The 13513-nt window shown below is 65.7% G+C and carries 15 protein-coding genes; 5 read left to right on the top strand and 10 right to left on the bottom strand.

Annotated features, from left to right (window positions below):
• Positions 1-17 precede the first annotated feature (17 nt).
• Together GGR17_RS09935 and GGR17_RS09930 are read right to left on the bottom strand one after the other, a co-directional pair.
• Positions 18-671 carry a DsbA family oxidoreductase gene (locus tag GGR17_RS09935; RefSeq protein WP_054538850.1) on the bottom strand — a complete coding sequence of 218 codons (654 nt, stop codon included), beginning with the start codon at positions 669-671 and terminating at the stop codon, positions 18-20.
• Positions 658-2184, bottom strand: coding sequence for a class I adenylate-forming enzyme family protein (locus GGR17_RS09930; RefSeq protein WP_054538849.1), 1527 nt, complete (start codon positions 2182-2184; stop codon positions 658-660). The genes GGR17_RS09935 and GGR17_RS09930 overlap by 14 nt, the downstream gene beginning before the upstream one ends.
• Positions 2185-2250: 66 nt before the next feature.
• Here GGR17_RS09930 and GGR17_RS09925 point away from each other — a divergent pair, with 66 nt between their 5' ends.
• Positions 2251-2874 (top strand): helix-turn-helix domain-containing protein, encoded by a 624-nt coding sequence (locus tag GGR17_RS09925; protein WP_054538848.1) that lies wholly within the window; start codon positions 2251-2253, stop codon positions 2872-2874.
• Positions 2875-2956: 82 nt separating this feature from the next.
• Here the strand turns inward: GGR17_RS09925 and GGR17_RS09920 are convergent, their stop codons facing one another.
• The 4 genes from GGR17_RS09920 to GGR17_RS09905 are packed head-to-tail and all read right to left on the bottom strand — an operon-like array spanning position 2957 to position 6054.
• Positions 2957-3610 (bottom strand): aquaporin, encoded by a 654-nt coding sequence (locus GGR17_RS09920; protein ID WP_054538847.1) that lies wholly within the window; start codon positions 3608-3610, stop codon positions 2957-2959.
• On the bottom strand, positions 3607-4071 hold the full coding sequence (locus GGR17_RS09915) for an arsenate reductase ArsC (protein WP_054538846.1): 465 nt from the start codon (positions 4069-4071) through the stop codon (positions 3607-3609). The genes GGR17_RS09920 and GGR17_RS09915 overlap by 4 nt, the downstream gene beginning before the upstream one ends.
• Before the next feature lie 48 nt (positions 4072-4119).
• On the bottom strand, positions 4120-4233 hold the full coding sequence (locus GGR17_RS09910; protein WP_081940122.1) for an entericidin A/B family lipoprotein: 114 nt from the start codon (positions 4231-4233) through the stop codon (positions 4120-4122).
• Positions 4234-6054 carry an extracellular solute-binding protein gene (locus GGR17_RS09905; protein ID WP_054538845.1) on the bottom strand — a complete coding sequence of 607 codons (1821 nt, stop codon included), beginning with the start codon at positions 6052-6054 and terminating at the stop codon, positions 4234-4236.
• A 345-nt stretch (positions 6055-6399) separates the two neighbouring features.
• Here GGR17_RS09905 and GGR17_RS09900 point away from each other — a divergent pair, with 345 nt between their 5' ends.
• Both GGR17_RS09900 and GGR17_RS09895 read left to right on the top strand, forming a co-directional pair.
• Positions 6400-7173: a 3-hydroxybutyrate dehydrogenase gene (locus GGR17_RS09900; RefSeq protein WP_054538844.1), complete on the top strand. Its 774-nt coding sequence runs from the start codon at positions 6400-6402 to the stop codon at positions 7171-7173.
• 57 nt (positions 7174-7230) lie between these two features.
• Entirely contained in the window at positions 7231-8265 is a 1035-nt protein-coding gene (locus tag GGR17_RS09895) for a patatin-like phospholipase family protein (protein ID WP_054540383.1), read from the top strand.
• Here GGR17_RS09895 and GGR17_RS09890 read toward each other — a convergent pair.
• The 4 genes from GGR17_RS09890 to GGR17_RS09875 form a co-directional block, all read right to left on the bottom strand.
• On the bottom strand, positions 8250-8873 hold the full coding sequence (locus GGR17_RS09890) for a LysE/ArgO family amino acid transporter (protein ID WP_037206510.1): 624 nt from the start codon (positions 8871-8873) through the stop codon (positions 8250-8252). The two genes, GGR17_RS09895 and GGR17_RS09890, sit on opposite strands and share 16 nt — an antisense overlap.
• A 10-nt stretch (positions 8874-8883) precedes the next feature.
• The gene (locus GGR17_RS09885) at positions 8884-9612 is read right to left on the bottom strand and encodes a DUF502 domain-containing protein (protein WP_054538843.1); all 729 of its coding nucleotides are present in this window, start codon (positions 9610-9612) and stop codon (positions 8884-8886) included.
• 87 nt (positions 9613-9699) lie between these two features.
• Positions 9700-10605 (bottom strand): pseudouridine-5'-phosphate glycosidase, encoded by a 906-nt coding sequence (locus GGR17_RS09880; protein ID WP_054538842.1) that lies wholly within the window; start codon positions 10603-10605, stop codon positions 9700-9702.
• Positions 10602-11549 carry a PfkB family carbohydrate kinase gene (locus GGR17_RS09875; protein ID WP_054538841.1) on the bottom strand — a complete coding sequence of 316 codons (948 nt, stop codon included), beginning with the start codon at positions 11547-11549 and terminating at the stop codon, positions 10602-10604. Before GGR17_RS09875 ends, GGR17_RS09880 begins: the two co-directional genes overlap by 4 nt.
• Positions 11550-11736: 187 nt before the next feature.
• Here GGR17_RS09875 and rpsB point away from each other — a divergent pair, with 187 nt between their 5' ends.
• On the top strand, positions 11737-12525 hold the full coding sequence (rpsB, locus tag GGR17_RS09870; protein WP_037206607.1) for a 30S ribosomal protein S2: 789 nt from the start codon (positions 11737-11739) through the stop codon (positions 12523-12525).
• An 82-nt stretch (positions 12526-12607) separates the two neighbouring features.
• Positions 12608-13483 (top strand): translation elongation factor Ts, encoded by an 876-nt coding sequence (gene tsf / locus GGR17_RS09865; protein WP_054538840.1) that lies wholly within the window; start codon positions 12608-12610, stop codon positions 13481-13483.
• Positions 13484-13513 lie beyond the last annotated feature (30 nt).

The following is a 13513-nucleotide window of genomic DNA, read 5'->3' as shown; positions in this document are numbered from 1 at the left end:
ATCTACCGTCGCGCGCCTTATTGTATCGGCGTCCCTTCGGGAGGTATTTCATTGATTTCGTTGATCATCTGCTCCCACAGCGCGCTCGGCTGGGCGCCCACGAGAACATGTTGGTTGGCCAGTATGAAGGTCGGCACGCCATCGACCCCACGCGCGCGCGCATGCGCGTCGCGGGCGGCGATGAGATCGGCATCGGCATCGCCCGCCAGCAGCCGGCGCGCCACGGCACCATCCATTTCCGCCCGCTCGGCGATCTGCGCCAGCACCTCGGTATCGCCGATATCCAGCCCCTTTTCGAAATAGGCTTCGAACAGCAAGGACACGACGGCGGTCTGCCGCCCCTCGATCCCCGCCCAGTGGATCAGCCGGTGCGCGTTCAGGGTGCTGGGCGTTCGTTCGATGGCGGCAAAGTTGATCATCAGCCCGGCCTCTTCGGCGGCTTCGGCGATGCGGGCATAGGTTTTCACGGCGTTCTCCTTGCCGCCGAACTTGGCCTCCAGATAGGTCCGCCTGTCCATGCCTTCGGGCGGCATGCCGGGGTTGAGCTGGAACGGGTGCCATTCGATGATGAAGGGGTGATCGGGATGCGCGGCCAGCGCGCGATCAAGGTTGGCCTTGCCGATATAGCACCAGGGGCAGATCGGATCGGACAGGATGTCAAGCTTCGGCATGCGCGGCCTCCCAGGTTTCGCGCAGCGCGCGGCGGTTGAGTTTGCCGTTCCCGCCCTTTGGCAGAACGTCCATATGCACGTAGAGACGCGGCTGCTTGTACCGCGCCAGCCGGGTTTCGGCATAGGCCTTCAGGGCCGCGTCATCGGTTCTGGTGCCGCTGTAGAAGGCCGCGATCACGGTGGTGTCGGCCTTCACCCTGACCTCCGCCACGGCGACCTCCTGCAGGTTCGGGTGCTGGCAGAGCGCGGCCTCCACCTCCATCGGGGAGACGCGAAAGCCGCCAGCGTTCATCATGTCGTCGGTCCGGCCCAGATAGGTGATCGCGCCATCCTCGGCCATCTCGACCATGTCGCCGGTCAGGAACCATTCGCCGCTGAAACGGGCCTTTGTTTCCTCTTCCGCCTTCCAATAACCCAGCATCAGACCGGGGTCGCGGTTGGAGATGGCCAGTTGCCCGGCCACGCCCCGTTCGACCGGCGTGAAATCGGGGCCAAGCACGGCAATCCGGCGGCCCGGCTGCGGATAGCCCGAGGCCGGAACGGGCGCGGGCCGGGCGGGCGCACCGGAGATGAAGGTGGAACATTCCGACATTCCCAGCGCCTCGTAGATATGGGTGCCGGTGGCCGCGTTCCATGCGCGGCGCGTGGCTTCGGGCAGCTTTTCGCCCGCCGACAACCCGTGGCGCAGCTTCGGCATTTCCGCGTTGATGCCATGTTTGAGCATTTGCCGGTAAACACCCGGCGCGGCGGCGAAAATCGTTGCATCATAGTCGTGCAGAAGCGCCGGCAGCATGGCCGCGTCCACGCCTTCGCCGGGGATCAGCGCGGTGGCGCCCGCCGCCCATGGATCGAGCAGGCCGGTGCCGAGCGTATAGGTCCAGTTGAACGCGCCGGCGTGCAGCAGGCGGTCTTCGGAGGTCAGCCCGTACCAGCCATCCCACATCATGCGCCGGGCCCAGACGGCGCGATGGGCATGTATGACCCCGCGGGGTGATCCGCCGGTGCCGGAGGTGTATATCATATAGGCCGGGCGCGCCGGATCGCCCGGCACATAGCCGCCGGGGGCGGCGGTGAACATCGCCTCCAGCCCGGTCGTGTCGAGCACCGGGGCATCCCCCTCGGGCAGGGCGACGCCGGGACCGGCGATCACCAGCGCCGGTTCGATTTCGCGGGCCAGCCTGGTGATCTCGGGCGTGGTCAGCTGGGCCGAGGTGGGCACCGGCAACAGGCCGGCGGCGATGGCGCCCAGAAAGGCGATGGGAAAGTCCACGGTGTTGCCAAGCCGCAGCAGGATCGGCGCGCCGGGCGCCAGCCCCAGGGCGGTCAGCCCGCCGGCCACGCCGCGCACCGCGGCCTCCAGCCGGGCATAGCTCCATTCCCGGGCGCCGGCAGGGGTGATCACGGCCAGCGCGATCTTGTCGGGCGTCGCCGCCGCCTGCGCAAGCACATAGGCCGCCAGGTTGAACGGTGCGGGGCAGGGCTGCGGAGGGAAAGCGTCATAAAGGGCTTGCATGCGCCCGTGCTATCGCCGCGTCAGGGCAGTTGCAAGCGCGGGGGCTTGAAGCTACATGCACAGGCTATGAGCGATCAGGAACAACCCAGCCTTATCCGTCTGGCCCGCGCCTCTGGCGAGCAGGTGCAGGTGGAACCGTTGAACCTTGGCGCCCGCGTGCGCGAGCTGCGCAACGCCCGCGGCTGGACGCTGGAACAGGCCGCCAATCAGGCCGGGCTGGCGCGATCGACCCTGTCGAAAATCGAGAACGGGCAGATGTCGCCCACCTATGAGGCGCTGAAAAAGCTGGCCGAGGGGCTGGCGATTTCGGTGCCGCAGCTCTTTACCCCGCCGAAAAAGGGCCAGGTGAACGGGCGCATGACCGTGACCAGATCGGGCGAGGGCGCGGCCCATGCCACGACCACCTATGAACATGAGCTGCTGGCCGGGGCGCTGACCAAAAAACAGATGCTGCCCTATCGCGCGCGGATCCGGGCCCGATCGTTCGACGAGTTCGACGGCTGGGTGCGCCATGACGGCGAGGAATTCCTGTATGTGTTGACCGGGGTGATCCGGCTTTACACCGAATTCTACGAGCCGGTGGAGATGCGCCGGGGTGACAGCGCCTATTATGATGCCGCGATGGGGCATAACGTGGTGTCTGTCAGCCAGGAGGATGCGACGATCCTGTGGGTGACATCGCTGAGTTGAGCGGCTGTCGTGCGGGTGATGGGGCCGTGCCGGGGGCTGTCTGCCCCCGGACCCCCGAGGATACTTTCCGAAAGATGAGGGATCAGGCCGGTGCTTCGAAAAGGCGTGGCAGGAGCAGCGCGGCGAGGCCCGTGGCCAGGATCTGGGCCAGGATGAACATCGGTGCATGGGCGGGGGCGATGCCGGCGAATGTGTCTGACAGGCTGCGCGCGAGTGTTACCGCCGGGTTGGCGAAGCTGGTGGAGGCGGTGAACCAGTAGGCGCCGGCGATATAGAGCGCGACGAGGCCGGGTATGGATCGTGGCGCCCTGGCGCGGCCGCCGAAGATCACGAAGAGCAGGCCGAAGGTTGCGACGACCTCTGAGAACCATTGCGCCGGGCCGCCGCGCGCGGTTGTGGAGAGCTGCAGCATGGGCAGTTCGAACATCAGATGCGCGGCCCAGACGCCGAGGATGGCACCGAGGATCTGCGCCAGCACGTAGCGGGCCGCGAGGCCGGAGGCGATGTCGCCGCGCAGGGTGAAGGCCAGCGTCACGGCGGGGTTGAAATGCGCGCCGGAGACCGGGCCGAGCGTGGTGATGATGGCATAGAGCATCGCGCCCGTTGCGATGGCATTGGCCAGAAGCGCGATGGCGGTGTTTCCGTCCGCCAGCGTCTCGCCCATGATGCCCGATCCGACGACCGAGATCAGCAGGAAGGCGGTGCCGAGCCCTTCGGCGAAGAGTTCGCGCCTCATTCCAGTGCCCCTATGCGGGCCAGTTCGGAGGCGGTGATCGCGCCCGGCGAAAGCGCCAGCAGCGCCTCGGCCCGGCGTCGCAGGAGCGTGTAGGCGGCGTTGAAGCCAGCCTCCTGCGCCTCGGGTGGCAGGGCGGCGGGATCGGGCACGCCCCAATGGCAGCGCAGCGGCGCGCCGGGCCAGAACGGACAGGTTTCGGCGGCGGCGGCATCACAGACGGTGATCACCAGATCCATCTGCGGCGCGCCGGGTTCGGCGAAGATATCCCAGCTCTTGGACCGGGCGCGGGCCGTGTCATGGCCGTGTTCCGTCAGCAGGCGCAGCGCCTGCGGGTGGACCGTGCCGCCCGGATGGGAACCGGCCGAAAACGCGGTGACGCCGCCCTGACCGAGGCTGTTGAGGATGCCTTCAAGCAGGATGGAGCGGGCGGAATTCGAAGTGCAGAGCGCCAGGATGTTCATGCCCGTCACGGCTAGGGAATTGCCGTGACGGTTTCATGAAGGCGCGGGTCAGAGCGCGTTCTGAACCGCGCGCGAGCCCGACGAGATGTCTTCGCCGATGCCTTCGATCGTGGCGCAGCCCGCCAGCGCCATCAGAGCGGCCAAAACGATGATCCGTGACATTCAATCCTCCGCATACCACCATATTTCGGGCTGAAACCCGATCCAGTCCCCATACATGGGGATCGTTTCGGGATAATGCAGGTTCTTGCTATGGGCAATATGCGCCGTCGGCGAAAACCAGATCGGGATGACGTAGCGCCCCGTGGTCAGCACCCGGTCGAGCGCACGGGTGGCGGCTTCGAAATCCGTGCCGCTTTGCGCGGTGAGGATCGCCCGGATCATCGCCTCGGCCGCGGGCACCTGCATGCCCATCCAGTTGAGCGTGCCGGGCGTGCTGACACCTTCCGCCCCCCAATAGAGCATCTGTTCGTTGCCGGGGCTGAGCGACTGGCCGCGGATGTAATAGGCCATGTCGAAATCATAGGCCGTGGTGCGCTCTTTGTATTGGGCGCTGTCGACGGCGGTGATTTTGGGAAAGATGCCCAGCCGTTTCAGCGCTTCGGCATAGATGTCGACGATCTGCCGGGTTTCGGTGGCGCCCTGATTCAGCACGATCTCGAAGGTGAAGGGCGTGCCGCCGGCGTTTCTCAGGATCCCGTCATCGGCGACGGACCAGCCGGCCTGTTCCAGAAGCGCCACCGCCTTGCGCAGGTTGCGGCGGTTGGACTGGCTGCCATCGGAGACAGGCAGGCTGTACCCTTCGAGCGCGCCGGGCGGCAAGTCATCGGCGAACGGGGCCAGCAGCGCCTTGACCGGCCCTTCGGCCGGGCCATGCGACATCGCCAGAACCGAGTTCGAGAAATAGGAGGTGATGCGGGGCAGGGCGCCGCCGTTCAGCGTCTGGTTGATGAACTCGAAATTGAACGCGTGGATCAGCGCATCGCGCACGCGCCAGTCGGCGAAGATCGGGTTGCGGGTGTTGAACACAAGCCCGGAGATGCCCGAAGGCCGTTTGTGCGGGATGTCGGATTTGACCACCTCGCCGCTGCGCACGGCGGGGAAATCATAGTTTCCGGCCCATTTGGCGGCGCTGGTTTCGCGGTTGCTGGTGATGACGCCGGCCTTGAACGCCTCGAACATCGCGTTGGCATCGGCGAAGAATTCCAGCCGGATCTCATCGAAGTTGTTGGTGCCGCGGCGCAACGGCAGGTCGTTGCCCCAGTAATCGGGGTTGCGCCGAAGCAGCACGAACCGGCCCGGATCGAAATCGGCCACCACATAGGGCGCGGTGGTGATCGGCACCTCCGTCAGGCCGCTTTGGGCGAAATCCTTGCCCGCCCATTGCGCCTTTTTCAGGATCGGCCGCATGCCGAGGATCAGCGGCAGTTCGCGGTCTTCGGTGTTGAAGGTGAAGCGCAGGGTGCGTTCGCCGACGGCCTCGGCGCGGGCGACCTTTTGCCAGCTGCCGTGATAGCGCGGATGCCCGACGGTGCCGAGCGTTTCGTAGGACCACAGCACATCCTCGACCGTCACCGGCGTGCCGTCGGAGAACCGCGCCTCGGGGCGCAGGGTGAATTCCACCCAATCCCGATTCGGCCCGGTCTCTATCGATTCGGCAAGCAGGCCATAGAGCGTGAAGGGTTCATCCCAGCTTCGGCCCATCAGGCTTTCATAGGCCAGGAACTGCAACTGCCAGGGCACGCGGCCCTTCAGGATGTGCGGATTGAGCGAGTCGAAACGACCCACTTCGCCGGTCACGATGCGCCCGCCTTTGGGCGCGTCAGGGTTCACATAGGGTAGAGACACAAAATCAGGTGGAAGGGCCGGTTCGCCATACATAGCTATGCCATGCCGTGGTTCCGGCCAGGCGGAACCGGTGCATAGAATCAGGACGGACGCAGCCGCGATCAGCCCACGCCATGCGAAAAACATTGATCTCATTTCTGCCACAATCCTCAGGACGCCTGTTTTCGTTGGCCACAAGCCTAGGACCGGTTTCCAAGCTTTTCAAACTTTTAGCTTGGACGACGGCGATTGATTGCGTATAAAGAAGTCACTGCTCGATAGGTTTCTTGCCTGTATGAAACCTGCCTCAATAACTTAACGCCCGCTTCGTGCGGGCGTTTTTTTTTGCTCTTCCGAAATCCGCGCCGCTGAGTCTGAAACGCATCGCCGGCGTTCTGTGCGATGGCGCGGGGATTGGCCCTCGCCAAATTTCCGGGCGTGCTACATATTTCGCCACGGCGGCATTGTTGCCGTCACGGGATCAATACAGGAGGGCGCGATATGTCGCTCAAGGGCAAGACCGCAATCATCACGGGATCGAATTCGGGCATCGGGCTGGGCGTGGCGCAGGAGCTGGCGAAGGCCGGGGCGGATGTGGTGCTGAATTCCTTTACCGACCGGGACGAAGACCATGCGCTGGCGGCGGAACTGGCGCGCGATTACGGCGTGACCGCGCGCTATATCGCGGCCGACATGTCGAAGCCCGAGGAGTGCCGCGCGCTGATCGAAAAGGCGGGGGCCTGCGACATTCTGGTGAACAACGCGGGCATTCAGTTCGTCGCGCCGATCGAGGAATTCCCCGTCGACAAATGGAATGCGATCATCGCGATCAACCTGAGTTCGGCCTTTCACACCACCGCCGCTGCGCTGCCGATGATGCGCGAGGCGGGCTGGGGCCGGGTGGTCAACGTGGCCTCTGCGCACGGGCTGACCGCATCGCCGTTCAAATCGGCCTATGTGGCGGCCAAGCACGGGGTCGTCGGCATGACCAAGACCGTCGCGCTGGAAACCGCGGAAGAGCCGATCACCTGCAACGCCATCTGCCCCGGTTATGTGCTGACGCCGCTGGTCGAGGCGCAGATCCCCGAAACGATGAAGGAATATGGCATGGACCGGGACACCGTGATCCGCGAGGTGATGCTGGCGCGCCAGCCCTCCAGAACCTTCGCCACGACCGAGCAGATCGGCGGCACCGCCGTTTTCCTGTGCTCGGATGCGGCGGCACAGATCACCGGCACCACGATCAGCGTCGATGGTGGCTGGACGGCGCTATAGCGCTTTGCGGGCCGCGCCACTCATTTCGGGAAACAGAACGGGGGCCGGATCTTGGCCGTGAAACGCATCAACCTGGCGCTCCAGGGAGGCGGTGCCCATGGCGCCTTCACCTGGGGGGTGCTGGACCGCATCCTTGACGAGGAAGATATCGAGATTGCCGGCATCACCGGCACCTCCGCCGGCGCCCTGAACGGCGCGGCGCTGAAATCCGGGCTCCTGGCGGGCGGGCGCGCCGGGGCCAAGGAAAACCTGGCCTGGCTTTGGCAGCAGGTCGGCGCGGTGGGTGACATGCGCATGGCGCACTGGATCTACGGGCTTGCCGGACCGGGAACAGAGATCTTCTCGCGCGTGATGGCGAACCCGCTGTCCTATTCGATGATGGATACCGCATCGCGCCTTGTCAGCCCCTATTACTACGGGCCGTTCTACCGGCATCCGCTGGCGCGCGTCGTGGATCAGTTCGATTTCGGGCGGGTGTGCGACCAGCAGGGCCCGCGCCTTTTCGTCTGCGCCACCAATGTGCGCACCGGCAAGCCGCGCATCTTCACCCGTGACGAGATCACCACCGACGCCATCCTGGCCTCGGCCTGCCTGCCGACGGTGTTTCAGGCGGTCGAGATCGAGGATCCGAAAACCGGGCGCAACGAGGTGTACTGGGACGGCGGATATACCGGCAACCCCTCGCTGTTTCCGCTGTTCGACCCCGAGCTTCCCGATGACATCGTGATCGTCAACATCAACCCGATGGAGCGCGACAGCGTGCCGGTCACGCCGCAGGACATTCACAACCGGATCAACGAGGTAAGCTTCAACTCGCCGCTTCTGCGCGACCTGCGTGCGATCGCCTTCGTCAAGCGGCTGCTGGCCGATGGCCGGATCGAACGCGGAACCATGAAGGACACCCTGATTCACATGATCGCCGATGACGATCTCATGCAAAAACTGGATGCCTCGTCAAAACTGATGCCGAACCCCGTTCTTCTGCGCAGCATGCGAGATGCGGGTCACGCCGCGGCCGACCGGTTTCTGACGGAACACAAGGGCGCGCTGAACCACAGCTCGTCGGTGGACATCGTTCAGATGTTTTCCTGAAGCGCCCCGGAAAGAAGCGAGGCCGCGATGGCCCACATCACCGCGCCGACGATCACATCGAAAATCTGCCACGCGCGCGGGCTGCGCATGACCGGGGCCAGCACCCGCGCGCCATAGCCCAGCCCGAAGAAAAATGTGAACGAAGACGCCATCGCCGCGCCGGCAAAGGCGAGTTTCTGCGCGACGGGCTGATACTGGGTCGAGATCGCGCCGATCAGGCCCAGCGTATCGAGATAGACATGCGGGTTCAGCCAGGTGAAGGCCGCGCCCGCCGCCAGCGTCGGCCACAGTCCCGCGGACTGGCCCGAAAGTACCATCGCGTAATCGCCGCGCCAGGCCGCACGGAACCGCAGCGCGCCATAGGCCGCCAGGAACGCCGCGCCGCCAAGCGCCATCAGCCGTGGCAGGCCCGGATAAAGCCCCACGACAGCGCCGAACCCGGCCACGCCCGCCGCGATCAACAGCGCATCTGACAGCGCGCAGAGCAGCGCCAGCCAGAACACATGCGCGCGCAACAGCCCCTGGCGCAGCACGAATGCGTTCTGCGCGCCGATCGCCAGGATCAATGAAAAAGCCGTGAAAAAGCCGGTGGCGGCCGCGCTGATCATGAACCGGACTTCAGCTCTTGACCAGTTCCGGGCGCTGCGCCGTCTTGGCGGCGGCCGCAGGGGTTTTTTCGGTCGGATAGACAAGCCCGGCGGAAATCACCAGCTTGGCGGCGTCCTCGACGCTCATGTCCAGCATGATGACGTTCTTGCTGGGCACGAACAGCAAAAAACCCGAGGTCGGGTTGGGCGTGGTCGGAACGAAGACGCTGATCAGCGCCTCGTCACGCGGGATGCGCCTGTCCACCTCGCCCTTGGTCGTGGTCGAAACGAAGGCGACCGCCCACATCCCTTCGCGCGGGTATTCCACCAGGCAAGCCCGTTCGAACGAGGAATCCGATTGCGCCAGCACGGTTTCGGCAAGCTGTTTCAGCCCGTTGTAGACGGAGCGGACGACCGGCATCCGGTCGACCAGCCCTTCGGCCCAGGCCAGCAACGACCGGCCGATCAGCCCCTTCGCGATCCACCCTACGATCAGGGTGAACAGGAAGAAGAAGATGACGCCGACACCCTGAATGTCGATCCCGATGAAATTTTGCGGATGATATTGCGACGGGACGAAGGGCAGAACGAACCCGTCGACCCAGCCGATCACCGTCCAGACAAGCCAGACGGTGAGGCCGATCGGGGCGATCACCACGAGGCCGGTCAGGAACGAGGCGCGCAGCCCGCCAAGGATGCGCGTATGGCGCCGGCGGATGGGGCCCTCGGCGCGGTCGCGGTCGTCGTCTTTGTCGGACATTTCAGGTGTTTCTTCCATGCTGCATTGCAATCTAGGCACTCGCCCACGGCACTACAACAATGCGCGATCGCGCGCGCGTGTTTTCGTCTAGGCGCCGGTTATTTCCCGGGCAACGGCAGCCGAAAGCCGCGCATTGTTAAGCACCAGCGCGATGTTGGCGGTCAGCGATCGGCCCCCGGTCAGCTCGAATATCCGGTTCAGCAGAAAGGGCGTGACCTCTTTGGCGGCGATACCCTGCGAGTCGCGCAGCGCGGCCTCGATGATCGGCCCGATCTCGGGCGCGGGAATCTCGGCCTCGGGCGGGATCGGGTTGGCCACGAGCTGCCCGCCAGCCAACCCCAGCCGCGCGCGCATCACGTGGGCGGCTGCAATCTCGGCTGGGCTGTCGATCCGCAGCGGCACCGGCAGGCCGGCGCTGCGCGACCAGAAGGCCGGCAGATCGTCGGTGCGGTAGCCGATCACCGGCACGCCCAGCGTTTCCAGCACCTCGAGCGTTTTGGGCAGATCGAGAATCGCCTTGGCCCCTGCGGCCACCACCGTTACCGGGGTCTGCGCCAGTTCCTGCAGATCGGCGGAGATGTCGAAACTGTGCTCGGCGCAGCGGTGCACGCCGCCGATCCCGCCGGTGGCAAAGACGGCGATGCCGGCCAGGCGGGCGCAGATCATGGTGGCGGCGACGGTGGTGGCGCCTGTCCAGCCCTGGGCCAGGCAGGCGGCGATGTCGGCACGGCTGATCTTTTTGGCATCCGTCGTCCGGGCGAGCGCCGACAGCTCGTCGGGCGCCAGCCCGATATGGATGCGCCCGCCCATCAGCGCGATCGTGGCCGGCACCGCGCCCGCGTCGCGCACCGCCGCCTCGACCTGCTGCGCGGTTTCGAGGTTCTGGGGAAAAGGCATGCCATGGGTGATGATCGTGCTTTCCAGCGCAACGACGGCGCGGTTTTCGGCACGGGCGGCGGCCACCTCGGCGGAAAAGGTCAGGGGGGCGGTCATTCAGGGATCCTTTCGGAAATGTGATGTGCGGCGGCGGCGAGCGCGGCGGTTACGGCCTCTTCGGGCCCGGCCCCGCGCAGCTCCGCCGCGATATGGGCCGCGACGAACGTGTCGCCCGCGCCGGTGACGCGCGCCACGCGCACGGGCGGCGGTGTGAAACAGGCCAAACCGGCGGCGGTGCCCAGGGTGACATCGCCGCCGCCATCGGTGACCAGCACCCGGTGCGCCCCGCGTGCCAGAAGGGCCGCCGCAGCCGCGCGCGCGGTGTCGAAGCTGGCGGCGCAGATGCGGGCAGCCTCTTGCCGGTTCAGATAGAGCGTGGCGGCGGGATGCCCGAGCATGGGCGCGATCCGCTCTGCCTTGGCGCCCGAGGCGGCGGCGACGCGCAGCTCGGCGCAGGCAAACAGCGGGCTTTGCGCGATTTCACGGATGACGGACGCGCCAAGGTTGCCATCCAGCACGATCACGCCGGGGTAGGGGGCGGAGACCTGGCCCAGCCGCCCGTCGGCGAGCGGCGCCAGGATGTCCCGCCCGGCGGCGTCGAGCGCACGGGCATCGGCGATGGCCGCGATCAGCCCGTTGGCGCCTTCGACCGCCATGTAGCGGCCGGTGGGCAGATCGGCCGCGCGGCGCAGGAAGCCGGTTTCGATCCCGAACGCGGCGCAGGCGGCGCACAGCGCGCGGCCTTCCGCATCGTCGCCGATGGCGGAGAGAAGGGCGGGGGCGAGCCCGTGGGTGCACAGGGCCCGCGCGATGTTCAACGCCACGCCGCCGGGGCGCCGGGTGATGCGGCCCGGCAGATCGTCGCCCGGATGCACCGGCCCGTCGGCATGGCCGATCAGATCCCAAAGGACGGCTCCGATACACAGGATTGCGGGCTGGGTGGTCATGCCGGGGTTTTGACCGGGCGGCGCGCCGCTGGCAAGCGCGGGATGAAGATTCATGCCTCCGGCGGGGATATTTGCGGAAAGATGAAGGGGCAGGGGTTGCAACAGGCGGGGAGGAGGGGTAAACGCGCGCTACTTCACAGGCGGGGTTGGGCCCTGCGGGGAGACATCCCGCAAAGGTCCGCCGGTTGGGCATATGCCCTTAGAACCCCGCTCAGGCGCAAACCGGAAAAGGAAAATGGACATGGCGCTTCCCGATTTCACCATGCGTCAGCTGCTTGAAGCTGGCGTACACTACGGCCACCAGACGCAACGCTGGAACCCCCGCATGGGCGAGTTCATCTATGGCGAGCGCAACGGCATTCACATCATCGACCTGACGCAGACGGTTCCGATGCTGGACGCCGCGCTGAACGTGGTGCGCGAGACCGTGGCCAAGAATGGCCGCATCCTGTTTGTCGGCACCAAGCGGCAGGCGCAGAAACCGGTGGCCGAAGCCGCCGAGAAATGCGCGCAATATTACATGAACCACCGCTGGCTGGGCGGCACGCTGACCAACTGGAAAACCGTTTCCCAGTCGATCCAGCGTCTGAAGGCGATCGACGAGCAGATGGAAATCGGCTTCGAGGGCCTGACCAAGAAAGAACGTCTTGGCATGGAGCGCGAGCAGGCCAAGCTGCAGGCCAGCCTGGGCGGGATCCGCGAAATGGGCGGTGTGCCCGATCTTCTGTTCGTCATCGACGTCAAGAAAGAGGATCTGGCGATCGCCGAAGCCAAGAAGCTGGGTATTCCGGTTGTGGCCGTGGTCGATACCAACTGTTCGCCCGATGGCGTGGATTACATCATTCCGGGCAATGACGACGCGGCCCGCGCCATCTCGCTTTACTGCGATCTGGTGTCGCGCGCGGCGCTGGACGGCATGACCGCCCAGATGGATGCCGCCGGCGTCGACCTCGGCGCGCTGGAAGAAGCGCCTGTCGAGGAGCTTCTGGCCGAAGAAGCCACCGAAGAACAGGCCCCGGCCGAAGCGTAAGCCGCTTCTGTCACGGAACTGATACCGGGCGCGGGTATGGCCGCGTCCGGGAACCCGAAGACTTCTATCGAGGAGAGCCGACATGGCAATCACCGCTGCACTGGTGAAAGAGCTGCGCGACACGACCGGCGCGGGCATGATGGACGCGAAAAAAGCGCTGACCGAAACCGATGGCGACATGGAAGCCGCCATCGACTGGCTGCGCACCAAGGGCCTGGCGAAAGCCGCCAAGAAATCCGGCCGCACCGCCGCCGAGGGCCTGGTGGCCGTCAAGGTCGAGGGTGGCAAGGGCATCGCCGTCGAGGTGAATTCCGAGACCGATTTCGTCGGCAAGAATGCCGAGTTCCAGGAGATGGTCGGCAAGATCGCCGGCGCGGCTGTGGCCGTGGATGATCTGGACGCGCTGAAAGCGGCCGATCTGGGCGGCAAGACCGTTGAAGAGGTCATCACCGCCAAGATCGCCACCATCGGTGAAAACATGTCGCTGCGCCGCATGGCCGTGCTGGAAGGCGAGACCGTAGTGTCTTATGTGCACAATGCCGCGACCGAGGGCATGGGCAAGATCGGCGTGCTGGTCGCGCTGAAGGGCGACAACGAGGCCTTCGGCCGCCAGGTTGCCATGCATGTGGCCGCAGTGAACCCGGCCTCGCTGGGCGAGGCGGATCTGGACCCCGAGCTGGTGGCGCGAGAAAAGGCCATCCTGACCGAGCAGGCCCGCGAAAGCGGCAAGCCCGAGCAGGTGATCGAGAAGATGATCGAAGGCCGGATGAAGAAGTTCCTGTCCGAGGTCACGCTTCTGGGCCAGTCCTTCGTGATCAACCCCGATCTGACCGTGGCCCAGGCCGCGGCGGAAGCCGGCGTTGAAGTTACCGGTTTCGTGCGCCTGGAAGTGGGCGAGGGGATCGAGAAGGAAACCGAAGATTTCGCTGCGGAAGTGGCGAAGGCCGCTCAGGGCTGACATTCGGCAAGAAATGAAACGGTGCAGCCG

This window comes from Actibacterium naphthalenivorans (genome assembly GCF_014196965.1).
Classification (GTDB): domain Bacteria; phylum Pseudomonadota; class Alphaproteobacteria; order Rhodobacterales; family Rhodobacteraceae; genus Actibacterium_A; species Actibacterium_A naphthalenivorans.
The sequence above is the reverse complement of the archived record's forward strand: the minus strand, read 5'-3'. Positions and strand labels throughout refer to the sequence as shown.

What these genes read in the sequence shown, in the direction of transcription:
- GGR17_RS09915 (WP_054538846.1), bottom strand. Translation starts at nt 4,071, where the DNA reads ATGAACATCCTGGCGCTCTGCACTTCGAATTCCGCCCGCTCCATCCTG.
- GGR17_RS09885 (WP_054538843.1), bottom strand. Translation starts at nt 9,612, where the DNA reads ATGTCCGACAAAGACGACGACCGCGACCGCGCCGAGGGCCCCATCCGC.
- GGR17_RS09880 (WP_054538842.1), bottom strand. Translation starts at nt 10,605, where the DNA reads ATGACCGCCCCCCTGACCTTTTCCGCCGAGGTGGCCGCCGCCCGTGCC.
- GGR17_RS09900 (WP_054538844.1), top strand. Translation starts at nt 6,400, where the DNA reads ATGTCGCTCAAGGGCAAGACCGCAATCATCACGGGATCGAATTCGGGC.
- GGR17_RS09925 (WP_054538848.1), top strand. Translation starts at nt 2,251, where the DNA reads ATGAGCGATCAGGAACAACCCAGCCTTATCCGTCTGGCCCGCGCCTCT.
- GGR17_RS09920 (WP_054538847.1), bottom strand. Translation starts at nt 3,610, where the DNA reads ATGAGGCGCGAACTCTTCGCCGAAGGGCTCGGCACCGCCTTCCTGCTG.
- GGR17_RS09905 (WP_054538845.1), bottom strand. Translation starts at nt 6,054, where the DNA reads ATGAGATCAATGTTTTTCGCATGGCGTGGGCTGATCGCGGCTGCGTCC.
- GGR17_RS09935 (WP_054538850.1), bottom strand. Translation starts at nt 671, where the DNA reads ATGCCGAAGCTTGACATCCTGTCCGATCCGATCTGCCCCTGGTGCTAT.
- GGR17_RS09910 (WP_081940122.1), bottom strand. Translation starts at nt 4,233, where the DNA reads ATGTCACGGATCATCGTTTTGGCCGCTCTGATGGCGCTGGCGGGCTGC.
- GGR17_RS09890 (WP_037206510.1), bottom strand. Translation starts at nt 8,873, where the DNA reads ATGATCAGCGCGGCCGCCACCGGCTTTTTCACGGCTTTTTCATTGATC.
- rpsB (WP_037206607.1), top strand. Translation starts at nt 11,737, where the DNA reads ATGGCGCTTCCCGATTTCACCATGCGTCAGCTGCTTGAAGCTGGCGTA.
- GGR17_RS09875 (WP_054538841.1), bottom strand. Translation starts at nt 11,549, where the DNA reads ATGAATCTTCATCCCGCGCTTGCCAGCGGCGCGCCGCCCGGTCAAAAC.
- tsf (WP_054538840.1), top strand. Translation starts at nt 12,608, where the DNA reads ATGGCAATCACCGCTGCACTGGTGAAAGAGCTGCGCGACACGACCGGC.
- GGR17_RS09930 (WP_054538849.1), bottom strand. Translation starts at nt 2,184, where the DNA reads ATGCAAGCCCTTTATGACGCTTTCCCTCCGCAGCCCTGCCCCGCACCG.